Source organism: Ensifer sp. (assembly GCF_035999135.1).
Classification (GTDB): Bacteria; Pseudomonadota; Alphaproteobacteria; order Rhizobiales; family Rhizobiaceae; genus Ensifer.
Map to the genome: position 1 here is coordinate 107,087 of NZ_DASYGZ010000146.1, position 15,116 is coordinate 122,202.

A 15,116-nucleotide genomic window follows, 5' to 3' on the forward strand; every position below is an offset into this window, starting at 1 on the left:
TGCATTTAGCAGGAATCTCAAGGCAGGAAACGGAGTTTTCATGAAATTCGCCCGCAGGCTCGTCGCCGCCTTTCTCATCATCTACCTGCTGCCGGCGCTGGCGTCGGCCGGCTGGTGGTATATGCGCGACCGGCCGCAGAGCTGGCGCGATGCCGACTGGTCCTCGGCCGGCATCCTGCCGAAGCCTGCGGAGAGCCACGACGCGGCGATCTACATTTTCTCGGCGACGACGGGTGGCATGAAGGGTGCGGTTGCGAGCCACGCCTGGATCGTGACGAAACAACAAGCTGCGGCCGGCTACGATCGCTACGACAAGGTCGGCTGGGGCAAGCCGATCCGCCGCAACGCCTATCCGGCGGATGCGCGCTGGTACTCCAACGAACCGCGGCTGGTCGTCTCCGTGACCGGGGCGGACGCCACCCGGCTGATCCCGAAGATCGAGGCGGCGATCGCGAGCTATCCCTATGATGCTCCCGGCGGTTATCGAATCTGGCCCGGACCGAACTCCAACACCTTCGTTGCTCATGTGCTGCGATCGGTCCCCGAACTTGGCGCCGTGCTGCCGCCGGACGCCGTCGGTCGCGACTATCTGCCGGAGGGCAGGCTGTTCCAGATCGATGCCGACGGACGCGACATGCATGCGACGCTTTATGGCTTGGCGGGCATCTCGGCGGGTGTGCGCAGCGGCCTGGAACTGCATTTCCTCGGCCTCGTCGCCGGTTTCGATTTCGCCAGGCCCGGCATCAAGATCCCCGCGCTAGGGCGCTTCGGGGTCTGACCTGCTCCTTTTCCTCACCTTGAGTTGAAGCTTTTCCCGCTTGAGGGCATGTTCCGGCGTCGAATGTGGAGGACGCCGGATGCATGAGATCCCGATCAGAAGTTTCGCCGTTTCGGTGGTGGTCCTGCGCGCAACCGCCGGCGGTTGCGAGGTTCTGCTGCTGCGCCGCACCGGGACACTTGCGGGAACCTGGTGCCAGGTGGCCGGCGCGATCGAGGCGAACGAGACCGCCTGGCAGGCCGGCCTGCGCGAAGTCGAGGAGGAAACCGGCCTGGCGCTTGATCGCTTCTACTCCGCGGACATCTGCGAACAGTTTTACGAGGCCGATCGCAACGCCATCAGCCTGCTGCCCGTGTTCGTCGGCTTTGCGCCCGAAGACGCTGCTGTCCGGCTGAACGACGAACACAGCGACTTTCGCTGGGTGAGCTTTGATGCGGCAATCCGCATGGTGCCCTTTGCCGGGCAAAGGAAGGTGCTGAAGCACATTCGCGAAGAGTTCGTCGACAATGAACCGAACCAATGGCTGCTGATCAGGCAAGCATCGCCGGCGGAATAGACGAAGCCAATACCGGAAATGGAAAAGGGCCGCCCGAGGCGACCCTTCCATGAGTTCTGGCCAAGTGGATGGCCCGGGCTTTGGACCCGAAGGAAGGCGGAGATCAGGCCGAGGGCTGCCTCGACGTGTTCACCTCTCCCATGCCCTTCACCAAGACCGAAATCTCATTAGACATTGGATCACCTTCCTTTCTGTTCGTTGCTGTTGAGTTGAAGGTAAGCGATCCGTCAGCGATTGCAAGGGCGACGATGGTCGAACATCGCATTTCTCGCCACCCCGCCGCTCACATGTCCATGACGATCTCACGGTCACATGGACATGATGATCTTGCCGATATGGTCGCCGGTCTCCATCTCGCGATGCCCGTCCGCCACCCTGGCAAAGGGCAGGACGGAGTGGATGACCGGCGCGATCGTGCCCGCCTCCAACAGCGGCCAGACTTTCTTCACAAGACCGTCGCGGATCGCCTGTTTTTCCGCCGCCGTTCGCGGACGCAGTGCCGAGCCCATGACTCTTAGGCGCTTTGTCAGGATCGGCGCGATGTTGGCCGCCTCTACCTTGGCGCCGCCTAGGAAGGCGATAATCGACAGACGGCCATCCTTGGCCAGTGACGCGATGTTGCGGTCGAAGTAGCGGCCGCCGACCATGTCGAGAATGACGTCGACGCCGCGCCCGTCGGTTTCCTCGACCACGATCGTCTTGAAGTCCTCCTCGCGATAGTTGATCGCCCGCGTGGCGCCGAGCGCCTCGCAGGCCGCGCACTTCTCGGGACTGCCGGCAGTGACGAAGACCTCGGCGCCGAAGGCTTTGGCAAGCTGGATCGCCGTCGTGCCGATGCCGCTTGAGCCACCATGAATGAGGATCGTTTCGCCCGCCTTGAGGCCCGCCATGTCGAAGACATTGGCCCAGACGGTGAAGAAGGTCTCCGGCAGGGCCGCCGCCTTCACCGCGTCATAGCCCTTCGGCCACGGGAGCGCCTGGGTTGCCGGAACCGCCGTATACTCCGCGTAGCCGCCGCCATTGGCGAGCGCACAGACCTTGTCGCCGACCTTGAAGCCTGTCGTACCCTCGCCCAGCGCCACGACTTCGCCGGCCACTTCGAGCCCGAGGATCGGGCTTGCGCCTGATGGCGGCGGGTAGTCTCCCTTGCGCTGCAGGACATCAGGGCGATTGATGCCGGCGGCTTCCACCCGGACGAGGACGTCGCCCGGCTTGAGCTCGGGCAAGGGCCCCTTCGCAAGGATCATGTTTTCCGGGCCGCCGGGAGCCGGCAGATCGACGAAGTTCATTGCTGACGGAAGGGACATGGCACCACCTTTTACTGCTGATGCGCCACATCTAGCGCCGGTCATGGGACGCGGAAAGGGGCCCTTTCAACCAGAGGAGCCGAATTCGGCGGACAGGAAGTCGAGAACATGTTCGGCGACGAGGCCCGGGTTCTCCCAATGCGGATTGTGGCCGTGGCCGTCCAGGCTGATGCAGCGCGCCGAACCGATCGTATCGGCCAGCAGGCGACGATGTCCGACGTCGAAGAGCGTGTCGTCGCTGCCGCCAATCGCCAGCACCGGCAAACGCAACTGCCGCGCGCTGGCGTGAAGATCGGTCGCAGCAAGGGCATCGAGAATGGCGTTCCACGTCTGCGTCGGCATCTCTGCGGCCTCCTTGCGCATGTGCGCGAGGAAGGCGGCATCGACTGGCCGGCTGCAGGCGTGCCAGGTATCGAAGAACGGGTGATCCTGACGAAGCGGATCCTTGAGCCCGCGGATCGCCCGCGCTGTCCGGTTGCTTGGGCCAAGCCCGGGCTGCAGACTGCCGGACAGGAGAACGAGGGCCCGGATCGCCTCCGGGCGAAGGGCGGCGAGCACGATGGCCGTCATCGCCCCCATGGAATGGCCGATGACGACGATATCCTTCAGCGCCAGCCGGTTGGTGAGACACGTAAGGTCGCGCGCGAAATCGGCAACGTCTGCCCCCGGCCCCGCCTGTGATGCGCCGTGGCCGGCAAGATCCGGAATGATCAGCCGATGACCTGCGAGATGGGGTGCGATCAGCGAAAAGGAGCGGCTGCTGTCGGAATAGCCGTGCAGCAGCAACAGCACAGGCCCCTCGCCGTGATCGACATAGGCGAACTGGCGTCCGCCGGGCAGTTCGAGCCGCCGCTTCAGCGACGACCAGTCGTCCTGGTCGATGGCGATCACAGTCCGAGCGCCGCCTTGACAGCAGCAAGTCCCGGCTGCCCGTCAAAGGTCGTGACCCCGGCAAGCCAGGCATCGAGCCGTTGCGGTTCCTGCCTGATCGCCTTTTCACCGGCCTCCTCCGGCGCAAGCCCGTCGTTCATCAGATAGCCCATGCCGCGGTTCTCGAAATCGATGTCAAAGCTCAGATTGTCGAGGAGCCGCGCGACGTTCGGGCATTCCTGCAGATATCCCTTGCGCACCTGGGTCGAAACGGTGGCCGCGCCGAAGTCGGGCCCGTAGAACTTGTCGCCGCCGGTCAGATACCGGATCGACAGCGCCGTGTTCATCGGGTGCGGCGCCCAGCCCTGAAAGACGATGAAACCTTTGTCGCGCACCCGACGCGTGACCTCCGCCAGCATGCCCTGCTCGCTGGACTCCACCACTTCCCAGCCATCGAGCCCGAGGTCCGGATCCTTGATCGCGTCCAGCATCAACTGATTGGAGCCGGGTTCAATGCCGTACATCTTCTTTTCGAACCTGTCGGCGTAGGTCTTCAGGTCGGAGAAGTCCTTGACCCCAGCTTCCCAGACATAGTCGGGCACGGCGAAAGTATACTTCGCCCCATTGAGATTGGCGCGAACGGTCTCGACTGAGCCGTCGTCTTTGTAGGGCTTGTAATAGGCGACCATCGCCGGATCCCAATAGCCAAGAAAGACATCGAGATCGGCGCTGCGCAGGCTCGTGTAAATGACATCGATGCCGAGCAGCTTGCTCTCCGGTTCATAGCCCAAAGCCTTCAGCACCGTCAGGCCGACGCCCGTGGTGAAGGCGAGATCGTTCCAGCCGGGCTCCGCCAGCCGGACGTGCCGACAGGACTGCGGCTCGGTCGCTAAGGCCGGAGTGGCGAAGGCGACGACGGCAATGGTCGACATCAAAAGCTTCAGGTCCGGCATCGCATCCTCCTAATTTGTCCGTTCAGACTAATAATTGTCCCATGGGTCAACAATTGATCTTTACGGAAAGTTTGTCAATGTGGGAATCGTTTGGAGACAGCGGATGCGACTGACGAGGATAAGCGAGATCAGGCGGCGCGAGTTGCGCCGGGCGGCCTTCGAGGTCCTGCAGAAGGAGGGCATGGCCGGCGCGACGCTCGAGAAGGTGGCGACTCACGCCGGCGCCTCCAAGGGCATCGTGCTGCACTATTTCGCCAACAAGCAGGAGCTCTTCGAACATGCGATGCGCGAGGCGAATGTCGCGCTGAAGGAGGCCGTGGTCGCCCGACTGAACCGCGCCCGCACGCCGCGCGAACGGCTCGAGGCGATCATCGAGGCCAATTTCGAGGAGCGCTTCTTCCAGCCTTCGGTCTGCCATGCCTGGCTTTCGCTCTGTGCCGAAGTTCCGCGCGAGCCGCAGCTTGCCCGCATCCAGAAGGTGATCCACGCGCGCATGCGCTCGAACCTGCTTTCCGCGCTCACGGAGCTGTTGCCCGCGGAGGAATGCGAGGCTGTCGCGCTCGGCATCACCTCACTGATCGACGGCCTCTGGCTCAGGCTCGGCTTGCAGTCGGAAGGATTGACGCGCGACACGGCGCTTTCACAGATGCGCGACTACCTAACCCACCGGGTGCCTGAAGCCTGAATGATCCGCCAGCCAAAGATCAGCCGCCGAGTGCATCCATGACAAGCCCGGTATCGCTCGCCTTGGCGCGGGACTTGATCTCGGCGATGCGGGCGCTGACGGCCTGGGCGTCGGAAAAGACGAAGCCTTCCGGCAAGCCGAGGACCGCGATCGAACAGCGCATCAGCGGAAACTCCTTGGGCGAACCGTCCCGTCCGTGGCCGCTGATGCGGCCTTCGGCCTGATGCTCGACCGAGTAGAGCTGGCGCACGTCAGAGCGGAAATCGTCGAGCAGACGGTTCAGCACGACCTCCAGTTCTTCGACCGAACAGCCGCTGATGCCGACAAAGAAATCATCGCCGCCGACATGGCCAAGGAACTTTTCCTCGCCGATGAAGTGCCGGCGCAGCAACGCGGCAAACAGCGTGATGGCGAGGTCGCCCTTCTGGAACCCGTAGGTGTCGTTGAAGGGCTTGAAGTCGTCGAAGTCGCAATAGCAGAAGTAGCGCGCATGATCGCCGTCGAGAATTGCGTCCTGGACGTAGTCGCGGATGGCGCGGTTGCCAGGCAGGCCCGTCAGCGGGTTCTGCTCCTGCGCAGTCTTCAGCTGTTTCTCGTTGATGATCTTCAGAAGCGACGAGGCCGAGAGCGTGCCGGCGTAGCGCATGTTCTCCGTCAGGATCAGGCAGTCGCTGCCGTCCATGCCGGCGAAGATCTTCAGCATCTCGTCGGCGGGTGTGTCGAGATCGGCGATCGGCGCCGGACTGACGAAGTGCGAGATGCGCCGCTGGTAGATCCGGTTCTTCAGCAGATCGCGACCGAAGGGATGATAGATCAGTTCCTTGACGTGGTACTCGTTGAGAATGCCGCGCGGCTCGCCATTGGCGTTGATCACCGGGAAAAAGGCCTGGCGCGGGTTCAGCCGGAAGAGATCGAAGACGGAATCGAGTTCGTCGCTCTCGCGCACGCTCGGCAGTTGCTCGATCTGCTTGCGGATCAGGATGCCGTCGAGTGACGACGAGGAGCGCTTGCTGCTGACGCTCTGGTCGAGGTGCGGATAGGCTGGAAGAAGCTCGCTCAGATGCGTCGTCGGCCGGGCGACGTAGTAGCCCTGCACGAGATCGCAGCCGAGATCGCGACAGGTGAGAAACTCTGCCTCCGTCTCGACGCCCTCGGCAATCACCCGCGTGCCAAGCACATGGGCGGTGTTGACGGTGTGGCGGACGAGATGGCGCTTGCGGGCGTCGGCTTCGATGCCGGAAATGAAGTGCCTGTCGATCTTCACATAGTCGACCGGCTGGTCGCAGAGCAGTTTCAGGCCGTTGAAGCCGGCGCCGAAGTCATCGATCGCCAGCTTGAAACCGGCAAGCCTGAGCTCGCGCACCAGCGCGGAAAAATCCGGCATCTTGCCGCTGTCGAACCGTTCGGAGAGCTCGAAGCAGAGCGACGAAGGGGCAATGCCGGCACGCTTCAGATGGTTGACCAGGCGCTCGACGATGTCCCCCTCGCCGCCGACCAGGCGCGAATCGAAATTGAGAAACAGCGTGCGCGCGGCATGATCCGCAAGCGTCGCAAAGCCGGCGACGGCGCGGCTGTTGATCATGTGCTCGAGCGCCAGCAACTGGCCGACCTCTTCGGCCTTGTCGAGCAGCTCCAGCGGCGACGAAAAGCCCAGCTTCTGGAAGCCGCGCATCAGCGACTCGTAGCCGAACACGGTTCCGGTCGCAGCCTCGGCGATCGGCTGGAAGGCGCTTTCGATGACCAGCTTGGCAAGCGTTACGATCTGGTCGTCGCCGAACCGGCGCAGCGACAGGATTTCGGCGGGGGCGGCGGACATGCCGGGCTCCAGAGACAGGGAAACGGACGGTCGGACGGCGGCAGAATGGCCGCCAACCGTCAACGAAGTCTTTCCCCACTGTGAAGGTTTGATGAAAGCTGTGTGACAGCCACAATCGCCTCGGATAAATGAAAACACTCTAATGAAATCAGTGATTTCATGAGCACCTGCTGAATCTGGTTATCGGGTGCGCAGGCGGTGGTATTCAGCCAGGAGACGCTGTGGCAAGCGTGAGCAGCGCCAGATATCCGGCGCCGATCAGCAGGCAAAGCGGCCCGTAGATGCGGCGGTCGAGCGTCATGAAGGGTTCCGTGCCATGGCGCCTATGAAAGGCCCCGGTGAAGGCGGCCAATCCGCGTGCGACGAAGATGGCGGCAAGCACAGTGAGGCCCGAATAGACCAGCATCGACGGCAGTGCGCCTGAAAGGACGGGCGTCGCGAACAAGGGCAGCAGTGCTGCGGCAAAGATGAGCGCCGCGACAACCAGGCTCAGCCAGGCCGGCGGCATTGTCGAGCGGTGTTTGGTGCCCACCACGGTGCGCACCAAAGTTGCCTCGTCGCGACAAGGCCAAAGCCCACCCAGGGCCCAATAGGCGTGCAGCCCGGCGATACCGCCAAGAACCAGAAAGATCAGGATCGCGATCACCGTCAGCATCATAGGTGCCCTCCTCCGACAGGCCCGTGTCAGGCTGACAGGTTTGACACGGGCCGGCCGCCCGACCGTGCCCCGATCGCCGCGAGCCCGACGGTAACGACGAAGACCAGCCATTGCGGCGTGGTCCAGAGGGAACCGAGATAGGCAAGCCCATAGCCCATGAAAAGCGCGGCATAGGCGAGATATTGCAAGATGACGGCGGCTGCGAGCGGCACCCGGTAGCGGTCATCGACGGCGGCAAACATCAAGGCGAGGCTGTTGATCAGGAGAACGGCACTCGTGGCATGCCAGAGCATCGAGACATAGGTCTGCAGCAGCGGCGACGGGCTGTTGTCGAGCAGCGGGACATGCACGTCCGGGCCGCCGGCAAAGAGATGAACGCCCGTCGTCACCAAAGAGAGTATGCCCGCCGCCAGAAGCCACCTGCTCATGATCTGTCTCCGATTGTCACCATACGGCAGCGTATGTACGCAACTGGATTGCGTCCGTCAATACGGTGACGTATGGAAGGCGATGGCGACAAAACACACCCTGACAAGCGAAGACTGGATCAAGGCCGCCTTCCGCGCACTGACGGCAGGCGGCGCGCACGCGATCCGCGCGGAGGCGATTGCGCGCGACCTGAAGGTAAGCAAGGGCTCTTTCTACTGGCATTTCAAGGATGTGCCGGACCTGAAGGCACAGATGCTCGCCCACTGGGCGCTGGAGGCGACCGACACCATCATCGCGGAAATCGAGGCATCGGAGGAACCGGCGGACGTGCGATTGCGGCTGCTGGTGCACGCTGCGACCGATGACCGCAGCCTTCCCTATGGCGGCTTGCTGACGGACGGCGCGGTGCGCGAATGGGCCCGCTTCGACCCTTTGGCGGCAGAAACCCTCAAGGCGGTGGACCAACGCCGCATCGGTTATGTCGCCGATCTGCTTCAGCGATCGGGATTTTCGGCGAGCGGCAGCCGTAGCGGCGCCAACGCGCTTTACGGCGCGCTGATCGGCCTTGAAGCCCTGGCAGCAAGCGGGCTTGCGGACCTGCGCGGCGACCTCATCCGGCTGCTGGAGGCGCTGCTACACAACCGTGAAGGCGTGTAGGCTCATCCCTTGGCCAAGACGCCGAACGCAATCAGCGACAGCCCCTGCATCACCAGGTCGACGGCCAGGAACAGGCCGAGAATCCAGAGACTGTTGACCGGCCAGCCCGTTGCGATGATGAGGCCGGCGACAAACGTGACGATGCCACCGAGCGTTACCCAACCCCAGCCCTGAAGCGGGCGGAGTTTCAAACCGACCCAGAAACGGAAAGCACCGGCAATCATCAGGGAGACCGCCATCACGACGGTCAGGAAGGACAGGGCGAGCAAGGGATTGATGAAGGCAAACAGACCGGCAATCGTGTAGCAGGCGCCGCTCAGGCCCCAGTAGAGCACGCCGTCCCAACCCTTCACCTGAAACGCATGGCCGAGATTGAACAGCCCGCCGATCAGCATGATGATCCCGATGTAGTAGACCGAAGCGACGCTTGCCATCAGCAGATTGCCGAATGCCAGCCCCCCGCACATGATCAGAAGCACGCCGAGGGCAACGAACCACCCCCATTTGCCGGCAACCTCTGTCTTGTCGGCCCGATCGAATGCATGGGTCATTTCAACCTCCAGTCCTTCGAAGCGCAGGATCGCTACCGGCAGGATTGAGCCGGATTTCTCTGCAAAAGGAAAGGGAAAATCACGGCAAATTTTTATTGATTGATGAGTCAATCAAAAATAAGCTGGCTTTCGTCAAGGGAGAAACGGATGCCGAAGGTCGGGATGGAGCCGGTGCGCCGCAAGGCGCTGGTGGACGCAGCGTTGCGCGTGATCGGCGACCAGGGCACGCTTTCCGTCACCATGTCCGAGATCGCCCGCCAAGCCGGCGTTTCCGCCGCCCTTGCCCATCACTATTTCGGCAGCAAGGAACAGCTGCTGATCGAGACGATCCGAAGCCTGCTAAGGCAGTTGCGCGACGACACGGTGACGGCGCTCAGGGCCGCGGCGAGCGCGCAGGAGAAGCTGAGCGCGGTGATCCGCGTTTCCTTCCAGGCAAGCCAGTTTGCGCCCGATACGATTGCCGCCTGGCTTGCCTTCTACTCCGAGGCCCAGCGGTCTGAAGAGGTCCGCAGGCTGCTCGTGGTCTACGCGCGCCGGCTGCGCTCCAATCTGCTTGCAAGCCTCAAGGCGCTTTGTCCCGACGATGACGCGGAACGCATCGCCGAAGGCGCAGCTGCGATGATCGACGGCCTATATATCCGCCAAAGTCTGCGCTCCGCGCCGATCGGCATCGAAGCCTCGATCGCACTGACGGAAGACTACGTCACCTCGCACATCGATCGGCTCAAATTCCAGGGAACGGCCGCATGACCGCAAGACCGAACATTCTGATCATCATGGTCGACCAGTTGAACGGAACGTTCTTTCCGGATGGACCGGCCCCGTTCCTGCATGCGCCGCATCTGAAGGCGCTCGCCGCGCGCTCTGCCCGCTTCCGCAACAACTACACCTCGTCGCCGCTCTGCGCCCCCGCCCGCGCCTCGTTCATGGCCGGGCAGTTGCCGAGCCGCACCCGCGTCTACGACAACGCCGCCGAATACCAGTCCTCAATCCCGACCTACGCGCATCACCTGCGCCGCGCCGGCTATTACACGGCGCTCTCGGGCAAGATGCACTTCGTCGGGCCGGACCAACTGCATGGCTTCGAGGAGCGGCTGACGACCGATATCTACCCCGCCGACTTCGGCTGGACGCCGGACTACCGCAAGCCGGGCGAACGCATCGACTGGTGGTATCACAATCTCGGCTCGGTGACCGGCGCCGGCGTTGCCGAGATCACCAACCAGATGGAATATGACGACGAGGTCGCCTTCCTCGCCAACCAGAAGCTCTATCAGCTGTCGCGTGAAAACGACGATGCGGATCGCCGCCCCTGGTGCCTGACCGTCTCCTTCACCCACCCGCACGACCCCTACGTGGCGCGCAAGAAATTCTGGGATCTCTACGAGGGCTGCGAACATCTTCTGCCGGAGATCGGCATGCTGCCGGAAGACCGGCAAGATCCGCACTCCAGGCGCATCATGCATTCCTGCGACTACGGCAATTTCGACCTGACGGAAGACAATGTCCGCCGCTCGCGCCGCGCCTATTTCGCCAACATCTCCTATCTCGATGAAAAAGTCGGCGAGCTCCTCGACACGCTGACGCGCACGCGCATGCTTGACGACACGCTGATCCTGTTCTGCTCGGACCACGGCGACATGCTCGGCGAACGCGGCCTGTGGTTCAAGATGAACTTCTTTGAAGGGTCGGCCCGCGTGCCGCTGATGGTTGCAGGCCCCGGCGTGACGCCCGCTCTGCACCTGGCACCCACCTCCAATCTCGACGTGACGCCGACGCTTGCCGATCTCGCCGGCATCTCGATGGACGAGATCAAGCCATGGACCGACGGCATCAGCCTCCTGCCCATGATCAACGGCGAGGAGCGCTTGGAGCCGGTGCTGATGGAATATGCAGCCGAAGCCTCCTACGCGCCGCTGGTCGCCATCCGCGAAGGCAAGTGGAAGTACATCCACTGCGCGCTGGACCCGGACCAGCTCTACGATCTCGATGCCGATCCGCTGGAACTCACCAACCTGGCGGCCGACCCGCAAACACCGGTGCAGGCGGCGACGCTCGAAGCGTTCCGCGACATGTGCGCCGCCCATTGGGACATGGAGGCCTTCGATGCGGCCGTGCGCGAAAGCCAGGCGCGGCGCTGGGTGGTCTATGAGGCGCTCCGAAACGGCGCCTATTACCCCTGGGACCACCAGCCGCTGCAAAAGGCATCCGAGCGCTACATGCGCAACCACATGAACCTCGACAATCTCGAGGAATCCAAACGTTACCCGCGAGGAGAATGACATGAAAGCCCAACCGCAAGCCTCGCACTTCATCGACGGGGAATATGTCGAGGACATCAACGGCACCGTCATCGAGAGCATCTACCCGGCGACCGGCGAAGTGATTGCGCGCCTTTACGCAGCAACGCCCGCCATCGTCGAAAAGGCGATCGCCGCGGCCAAGCGCGCCCAGCCCGAATGGGCCGCGATGAGCCCGACAGCGCGCGGCCGTATCCTCAAGCGCGCCGCCGAGATCATGCGCGAGCGCAACCGCGAGCTCTCCGAACTCGAAACGCTCGACACCGGCAAGCCGATCCAGGAGACGATCGTCGCCGACCCGACCTCGGGCGCCGACAGCTTCGAGTTCTTCGGCGGGGTGATCGCGACGGCGCTCAACGGCGACTACATCCCGCTTGGCGGCGACTTCGCCTATACCAAGCGCGTGCCGCTCGGCGTCTGCGTCGGCATCGGCGCCTGGAACTATCCGCAGCAGATCGCCTGCTGGAAGGGCGCGCCGGCGCTTGCCGCCGGCAACGCGATGGTGTTCAAGCCCTCGGAGAACACGCCGCTCGGCGCACTGAAGATCGCCGAGATCCTCGTCGAGGCCGGTCTGCCGAAGGGCCTCTACAACGTCATTCAGGGCGATCGCACCACCGGCCCGCTGCTGGTCAACCATCCCGATGTTGCCAAGGTGTCGCTGACCGGCTCGGTGCCAACAGGCAAGAAGGTTGCGGGTGCGGCCGCCGCCGAACTCAAGCACGTGACCATGGAACTCGGGGGCAAGTCGCCGCTGATCGTCTTTGACGACGCCGATCTCGAAAGCGCCATCGGCGGCGCCATGCTCGGCAACTTCTATTCGACCGGCCAGGTCTGCTCCAACGGCACGCGCGTCTTTGTCCAGAAGGGCATCAAGGAGCAGTTCCTGACGCGGCTGAAGGCCCGCACCGAAGCGATTATCATCGGCGATCCCATGGACGAGGCGACGCAGCTCGGGCCGATGGTCTCGATGCCGCAGCGCGACAAGGTCTTCTCCTATATCGAGAAGGGCAAGACCGAGGGTGCCCGGCTCGTGACCGGCGGCGGCATTCCAAATGCTGTCAACGCCGAGGGCACCTATATCCAGCCGACAGTCTTTGCCGACGTTACCGACGACATGACGATCGCCCGCGAGGAGATCTTCGGACCGGTCATGTGCGTGCTCGACTTTAACGACGAGGCCGAGGTGATCAAGCGCGCCAACGCCACCGAATTCGGCCTTTCGGCCGGCGTCTTTACCGCCGACATCACCCGCGCCCACCGCGTGGTCGACCAGCTCGAAGCCGGCACGCTCTGGATCAACACCTACAATCTCTGCCCGGTCGAAATCCCCTTCGGCGGTTCGAAGCAATCCGGTTTCGGCCGCGAGAATTCGGTCGCGGCGCTCAACCACTACAGCGAGCTGAAGACCGTCTACGTCGGCATGGGGCCGGTGCAGGCGCCGTACTGACGCCGGGGCTGCGGCTGGCCCCTCACCCTAACCCTCTCCCCGCAGGCAGGGAGAGGGGACGTGGCTCGCTCAAGGGGCCACACGAGGGGCGCACTCGAAGCGCCAGAGAGGGAACGGAGCGGAGCGGCATGTTCCTTCTCCCCGCCAGCGGGGAGAAGGTGCCGGCAGGCGGATGAGGGGCGTATCCCTCGCCGTGCGGATGAGGGGCATGCCGAGGGCAGCCAAGAAGAAAGACCAGGCTATGCAGGCAGATTACATCATCATCGGCTCCGGATCGGCCGGTTCGGCGCTCGCCTATCGCCTCTCGGAAGACGGCAAGAACACCGTCATGGTGCTGGAATACGGCGGGACGGATGCCGGGCCCTTTATCCAGATGCCGGCAGCCCTTGCCTGGCCGATGAGCATGAAGCGCTACAACTGGGGCTATCTGTCGGAGCCCGAGCCGAACCTCAACAACCGGCGCATCACAGCGCCGCGCGGCAAGGTGATCGGCGGTTCGTCCTCGATCAACGGCCTCGTCTATGTGCGTGGCCACGCGGAAGACTTCAACCGCTGGGAGGAGCTTGGCGCCCGCGGCTGGGCCTATGCGGATGTGCTGCCCTATTTCAAGCGCATGGAAACCTCTGACGGCGGCGAAGCCGGCTGGCGGGGCACAGACGGGCCGCTGCACGTCAAGCGCGGCCCGGTGCACAATCCGCTTTTCCACGCCTTCATCGAGGCCGGCAAGCAGGCCGGGTTCGAGGCGACGGACGACTATAACGGCTCGAAGCAGGAAGGCTTCGGGCTGATGGAGCAGACGGTATGGCAGGGTCGGCGCTGGTCGGCGGCGAACGCCTATCTGAAACCGGCGATGAAGCGGCAGAACGTCTCGCTGGTGCGCTGCTTTGCCCGCCGCATCATCATCGAGAACGGCCGGGCGACCGGCGTCGAGATCGAGCGCGCAGGCAAGATCGAGATCGTCAAGGCGAACCGCGAAGTGGTCGTCTCGGCGTCGTCATTCAATTCGCCGAAACTGCTGATGCTTTCGGGCATCGGTCCGGCCGAGCACCTGAAGGAAATGGGTATCGAGGTGAAGGTCGACCGCCCGGGCGTGGGCGCAAACCTGCAGGACCACATGGAGTTTTATTTCCAGCAGGTCTCGACCAAGCCGGTGTCGCTCTATTCCTGGCTGCCCTGGTTCTGGCAGGGCGTCGCCGGCGCACAATGGCTCTTCTTCAAGAAGGGCCTCGGCATTTCCAACCAGTTCGAGGCCTGCGCCTTCCTGCGCTCGGCGCCCGGCGTCAAGCAGCCGGATATCCAGTATCACTTCCTGCCGGTGGCGATCAGCTACGACGGCAAGGCGGCCGCCAACACCCACGGCTTCCAGGTGCATGTCGGCTACAACCTGTCGAAATCGCGCGGCAACGTCACCCTGCGCTCGTCTGACCCGATGGCCGATCCGGTCATCCGCTTCAACTACATGAGCCACCCAGAAGACTGGGAGAAGTTCCGCCACTGCGTGCGCCTCACCCGCGAGATCTTCAGCCAGAAGGCCTTCGACCATTATCGTGGCCCGGAGATCCAGCCGGGCGAAAAGGTGCAGTCGAACGAGGAGATCGACGCCTTCCTGCGCGAACATCTCGAAAGCGCCTATCACCCCTGCGGCACCTGCAGGATGGGCGCCAAGGACGACCCGATGGCGGTCGTCGATCCGGAAACCCGGGTGATCGGCGTCGAAGGCCTGCGCGTCGCCGACAGCTCGATTTTCCCGCACGTGACCTATGGCAACCTCAACAGCCCGTCGATCATGACCGGCGAAAAGGCGGCCGACCACATTCTCGGCAAGCAGCCGCTGGCGCGCTCCAACCAGGAACCTTGGATCAATCCGCGCTGGCAGGTCAGCGATCGCTGATGCCGCGACCGCGGACGGGGTTCATGCCTGTTGCAAAGAAGGGATGGACTTGAACCGCCGTTTCGATTGGGGAAAAGGCGGCTTCACCGCTTCTTGAGCGCCACCAGCTGCCAGCGCCCTGTGGTTGCAAGACCATGGGTTGCGCGAACATGGATCAACACCTTAAAATTTAGCCATTCTTAATCTCCGGTTGTTATGTCTATATGAGACGGAGTGAA

15 protein-coding genes are annotated in these 15,116 nt (G+C 63.3%); 8 read left to right on the top strand and 7 right to left on the bottom strand.

The window, feature by feature from the left end:
- Positions 1 to 40: 40 nt before the first annotated feature.
- On the top strand, positions 41 to 778 hold the full coding sequence (locus VGO12_RS19195) for a DUF3750 domain-containing protein (protein WP_327514345.1): 738 nt from the start codon (positions 41 to 43) through the stop codon (positions 776 to 778).
- Positions 779 to 857: 79 nt separating this feature from the next.
- Entirely contained in the window at positions 858 to 1,334 is a 477-nt protein-coding gene (locus VGO12_RS19200) for an NUDIX hydrolase (RefSeq protein WP_327514346.1), read from the top strand.
- A 308-nt stretch (positions 1,335 to 1,642) separates the two neighbouring features.
- On the opposite strand, the gene VGO12_RS19205 is transcribed toward VGO12_RS19200, so the two are convergent.
- The 3 genes from VGO12_RS19205 to choX form a co-directional block, all read right to left on the bottom strand.
- The gene (locus VGO12_RS19205; protein WP_327514347.1) at positions 1,643 to 2,641 is read right to left on the bottom strand and encodes an NAD(P)H-quinone oxidoreductase; all 999 of its coding nucleotides are present in this window, start codon (positions 2,639 to 2,641) and stop codon (positions 1,643 to 1,645) included.
- A gap of 66 nt (positions 2,642 to 2,707) precedes the next feature.
- Positions 2,708 to 3,532: an alpha/beta hydrolase gene (locus tag VGO12_RS19210; protein ID WP_327514348.1), complete on the bottom strand. Its 825-nt coding sequence runs from the start codon at positions 3,530 to 3,532 to the stop codon at positions 2,708 to 2,710.
- Positions 3,529 to 4,464, bottom strand: a complete 936-nt coding sequence (gene choX / locus VGO12_RS19215) for a choline ABC transporter substrate-binding protein (protein ID WP_327514349.1) — start codon at positions 4,462 to 4,464, stop codon at positions 3,529 to 3,531. Before choX ends, VGO12_RS19210 begins: the two co-directional genes overlap by 4 nt.
- Positions 4,465 to 4,567: 103 nt before the next feature.
- Between choX and betI (VGO12_RS19220) the strand changes: the two genes are divergently transcribed.
- Entirely contained in the window at positions 4,568 to 5,149 is a 582-nt protein-coding gene (gene betI, locus VGO12_RS19220) for a choline-binding transcriptional repressor BetI (RefSeq protein WP_327514350.1), read from the top strand.
- Between the two features lie 19 nt (positions 5,150 to 5,168).
- On the opposite strand, the gene VGO12_RS19225 is transcribed toward betI (VGO12_RS19220), so the two are convergent.
- From VGO12_RS19225 to VGO12_RS19235, 3 genes are all read right to left on the bottom strand, one after another.
- Positions 5,169 to 6,965: a GGDEF domain-containing protein gene (locus VGO12_RS19225; protein WP_327514351.1), complete on the bottom strand. Its 1,797-nt coding sequence runs from the start codon at positions 6,963 to 6,965 to the stop codon at positions 5,169 to 5,171.
- Between the two features lie 205 nt (positions 6,966 to 7,170).
- Positions 7,171 to 7,623: a DUF3995 domain-containing protein gene (locus VGO12_RS19230; RefSeq protein WP_327514352.1), complete on the bottom strand. Its 453-nt coding sequence runs from the start codon at positions 7,621 to 7,623 to the stop codon at positions 7,171 to 7,173.
- Between the two features lie 26 nt (positions 7,624 to 7,649).
- Positions 7,650 to 8,051 carry a hypothetical protein gene (locus VGO12_RS19235; protein ID WP_327514353.1) on the bottom strand — a complete coding sequence of 134 codons (402 nt, stop codon included), beginning with the start codon at positions 8,049 to 8,051 and terminating at the stop codon, positions 7,650 to 7,652.
- 82 nt (positions 8,052 to 8,133) lie between these two features.
- Here VGO12_RS19235 and VGO12_RS19240 point away from each other — a divergent pair, with 82 nt between their 5' ends.
- The gene (locus tag VGO12_RS19240) at positions 8,134 to 8,709 is read left to right on the top strand and encodes a TetR/AcrR family transcriptional regulator (RefSeq protein WP_327514354.1); all 576 of its coding nucleotides are present in this window, start codon (positions 8,134 to 8,136) and stop codon (positions 8,707 to 8,709) included.
- A 2-nt stretch (positions 8,710 to 8,711) separates the two neighbouring features.
- Here the strand turns inward: VGO12_RS19240 and VGO12_RS19245 are convergent, their stop codons facing one another.
- Positions 8,712 to 9,260 (bottom strand): HdeD family acid-resistance protein, encoded by a 549-nt coding sequence (locus tag VGO12_RS19245; RefSeq protein WP_327514355.1) that lies wholly within the window; start codon positions 9,258 to 9,260, stop codon positions 8,712 to 8,714.
- A gap of 147 nt (positions 9,261 to 9,407) precedes the next feature.
- Here VGO12_RS19245 and betI (VGO12_RS19250) point away from each other — a divergent pair, with 147 nt between their 5' ends.
- The 4 genes from betI (VGO12_RS19250) to betA all read left to right on the top strand — a co-directional run bounded on the left by betI (VGO12_RS19250) (position 9,408) and on the right by betA (position 14,898).
- A complete protein-coding gene (gene betI / locus VGO12_RS19250) occupies positions 9,408 to 10,010 on the top strand; it encodes a transcriptional regulator BetI (protein ID WP_327514356.1) in 603 nt (200 codons plus the stop codon).
- Positions 10,007 to 11,542, top strand: coding sequence for a choline-sulfatase (gene betC / locus VGO12_RS19255; RefSeq protein ID WP_327514357.1), 1,536 nt, complete (start codon positions 10,007 to 10,009; stop codon positions 11,540 to 11,542). The genes betI (VGO12_RS19250) and betC overlap by 4 nt, the downstream gene beginning before the upstream one ends.
- Before the next feature lies 1 nt (position 11,543).
- Positions 11,544 to 13,007, top strand: coding sequence for a betaine-aldehyde dehydrogenase (gene betB, locus VGO12_RS19260; protein WP_327514358.1), 1,464 nt, complete (start codon positions 11,544 to 11,546; stop codon positions 13,005 to 13,007).
- Between the two features lie 241 nt (positions 13,008 to 13,248).
- The gene (gene betA / locus VGO12_RS19265) at positions 13,249 to 14,898 is read left to right on the top strand and encodes a choline dehydrogenase (RefSeq protein ID WP_327514389.1); all 1,650 of its coding nucleotides are present in this window, start codon (positions 13,249 to 13,251) and stop codon (positions 14,896 to 14,898) included.
- Positions 14,899 to 15,116 lie beyond the last annotated feature (218 nt).

Excerpts from the sequence above, each read along its gene's own strand:
- VGO12_RS19235 (WP_327514353.1), bottom strand. The coding sequence starts at position 8,051 with ATGAGCAGGTGGCTTCTGGCGGCGGGCATACTCTCTTTGGTGACGACG.
- betB (WP_327514358.1), top strand. The coding sequence starts at position 11,544 with ATGAAAGCCCAACCGCAAGCCTCGCACTTCATCGACGGGGAATATGTC.
- VGO12_RS19240 (WP_327514354.1), top strand. The coding sequence starts at position 8,134 with ATGGCGACAAAACACACCCTGACAAGCGAAGACTGGATCAAGGCCGCC.
- choX (WP_327514349.1), bottom strand. The coding sequence starts at position 4,464 with ATGCCGGACCTGAAGCTTTTGATGTCGACCATTGCCGTCGTCGCCTTC.
- VGO12_RS19245 (WP_327514355.1), bottom strand. The coding sequence starts at position 9,260 with ATGACCCATGCATTCGATCGGGCCGACAAGACAGAGGTTGCCGGCAAA.
- VGO12_RS19225 (WP_327514351.1), bottom strand. The coding sequence starts at position 6,965 with ATGTCCGCCGCCCCCGCCGAAATCCTGTCGCTGCGCCGGTTCGGCGAC.
- VGO12_RS19195 (WP_327514345.1), top strand. The coding sequence starts at position 41 with ATGAAATTCGCCCGCAGGCTCGTCGCCGCCTTTCTCATCATCTACCTG.
- VGO12_RS19205 (WP_327514347.1), bottom strand. The coding sequence starts at position 2,641 with ATGTCCCTTCCGTCAGCAATGAACTTCGTCGATCTGCCGGCTCCCGGC.
- betC (WP_327514357.1), top strand. The coding sequence starts at position 10,007 with ATGACCGCAAGACCGAACATTCTGATCATCATGGTCGACCAGTTGAAC.
- betI (WP_327514356.1), top strand. The coding sequence starts at position 9,408 with ATGCCGAAGGTCGGGATGGAGCCGGTGCGCCGCAAGGCGCTGGTGGAC.
- betA (WP_327514389.1), top strand. The coding sequence starts at position 13,249 with ATGCAGGCAGATTACATCATCATCGGCTCCGGATCGGCCGGTTCGGCG.
- betI (WP_327514350.1), top strand. The coding sequence starts at position 4,568 with ATGCGACTGACGAGGATAAGCGAGATCAGGCGGCGCGAGTTGCGCCGG.
- VGO12_RS19200 (WP_327514346.1), top strand. The coding sequence starts at position 858 with ATGCATGAGATCCCGATCAGAAGTTTCGCCGTTTCGGTGGTGGTCCTG.
- VGO12_RS19230 (WP_327514352.1), bottom strand. The coding sequence starts at position 7,623 with ATGATGCTGACGGTGATCGCGATCCTGATCTTTCTGGTTCTTGGCGGT.